Raw genomic sequence first — 1,764 nt, forward strand, 5'->3', positions numbered from 1 at the left:
TGCAGGTGTGTCTTGTAATCCGTAATCATTTCAAAGTCACCTACTTCAACCTTGGGAATCATGACCTGATAGATGAACTCTTTTACCCTAGCAACATCCTTATCTAAAAGCAATGCTCCCAAAAAAGCTTCAAAGGCATCTCCAAGAATGGTGTCACGATTGCGACCACCAGATTTTTCTTCTCCTTTTCCTAGCTTGATAAACTGATCAAACTGGCAATCACGCGCAAAACCAGCCAAACTCTCCTCTCGTACAATCATGGCACGAAGTTTTGATAAGTCACCCTCTGGCTTCTTAGGATATTTTTTATACAGATATTCTGAAATCAATAATTGCAGAACAGCGTCTCCTAAAAATTCCAAGCGCTCATTGTGTGAAATTTTTAAGAGGCGGTGCTCATTGGCATAACTCGTATGAGTAAAAGCCGTTTCCAATAAATTCTTGTCTGCAAATTCGATTGCAAAACGCTTTTTCAGTACAGTTTGTAATTCTTTCATACTGACCTCTTTCTAATAATACGATCTTTTCCATTATAGCAAAAAAAATCCCTTGAGTCACTTTAAAACAAGACTGGAGAGGATTTGAGAATTTTTTAGAACAAACTTTTCATTTTTAGGGGAAAACTTGGGGCGAGATAAAGAAAAAAGCCTTAATTAAGGCTTTCATAGGCTTTTTACATCCACCCTGAGGGAATCGAACCCCCATCTCAAGAACCGGAATCTTACGTGATATCCATTACACTAAGGGTGGAGACTTGTTTTATTATAACAGAAATTTGCTCTAATAACAAGTTTTTTATGGGTAGACTAAGCGTCCATTAGTGGGAAGCATCCCCATTCCAGATAGAGTTTTTCACGATAACATAATCAACATGTTTAAGGTCGGCAACCTTGCGTCCACCTGCATAAGAGATAGCACTTTGCAAGTCCTGCTCCATCTCAGTAAGAGTATCTTGCAAATGCCCTTTAGCAGGAAGCAAGATGCGTTTACCTTCCACATTCTTATAAGCTCCTTTTTGGTATTGAGAAGCTGATCCATAGTATTCTTTGAACTGTTCCCCATCGACTTCAATCGTTTTCCCTGGGCTTTCGATATGTCCTGCAAAAAGGGAACCAATCATGACCATGCTAGCACCGAAACGGATAGACTTGGCAATGTCACCGTGTGTACGAATCCCTCCATCAGCAATAATCGGTTTGCGAGCTGCTTTAGCACACCAGCGAAGTGCTGCCAACTGCCAACCACCTGTACCAAAACCAGTCTTGACCTTGGTGATACAAACCTTACCAGGACCGATTCCAACCTTAGTAGCATCGGCACCAGCATTTTCCAATTCACGCACAGCTTCTGGCGTCCCAACGTTACCAGCAATGACAAAAGTATCTGGCAATTCTTTCTTGATGTGTTGAATCATAGAAATCACGCTATCCGCATGACCATGGGCAATATCAATCGTGATATATTCAGGAGCATCAGCCTTGAGCTTGCTAACAAAGTCATACTCGTAATCCTTGACACCGACAGAAATGGATGCAATGAGCCCTTGATCGTGCATGCGTTTGATAAAGGGAATGCGCCCCGCTTCATCAAAACGGTGCATAATGTAAAAGTACCCACCTTTAGCAAGTTGCTCTGCTACGTTCTCATCCAAAATCGTCTGCATATTTGCTGGCACAACAGGTAGTTTAAAAGTGTGTTTTCCAAACGTAATACTTGTATCCGCTTCTGAACGGCTTTTAATGACACATTTATTTGGGATCAACT

Annotated in this window: 2 protein-coding genes and 1 tRNA gene; all 3 read right to left on the minus strand. The window is 41.3% G+C overall.

The features are described 5' to 3' along the window. On the minus strand, nucleotides 1-497 hold a 497-nt coding region (rnc, locus tag SORDD16_RS05280), incomplete at its 3' end, for a ribonuclease III (RefSeq protein WP_061452611.1). Between the two features lie 181 nt (nucleotides 498-678). Continuing rightward, nucleotides 679-750, minus strand: a tRNA-Arg gene (locus SORDD16_RS05285). Between the two features lie 67 nt (nucleotides 751-817). Continuing rightward, the gene (gene guaC, locus SORDD16_RS05290) at nucleotides 818-1,762 is read right to left on the minus strand and encodes a GMP reductase (RefSeq protein WP_061452612.1); all 945 of its coding nucleotides are present in this window, start codon (nucleotides 1,760-1,762) and stop codon (nucleotides 818-820) included. Between the last annotated feature and the right edge of the window lie 2 nt (nucleotides 1,763-1,764).

This window comes from Streptococcus oralis (genome assembly GCF_001578945.1).
Lineage (GTDB): Bacteria > Bacillota > Bacilli > Lactobacillales > Streptococcaceae > Streptococcus > Streptococcus oralis_Q.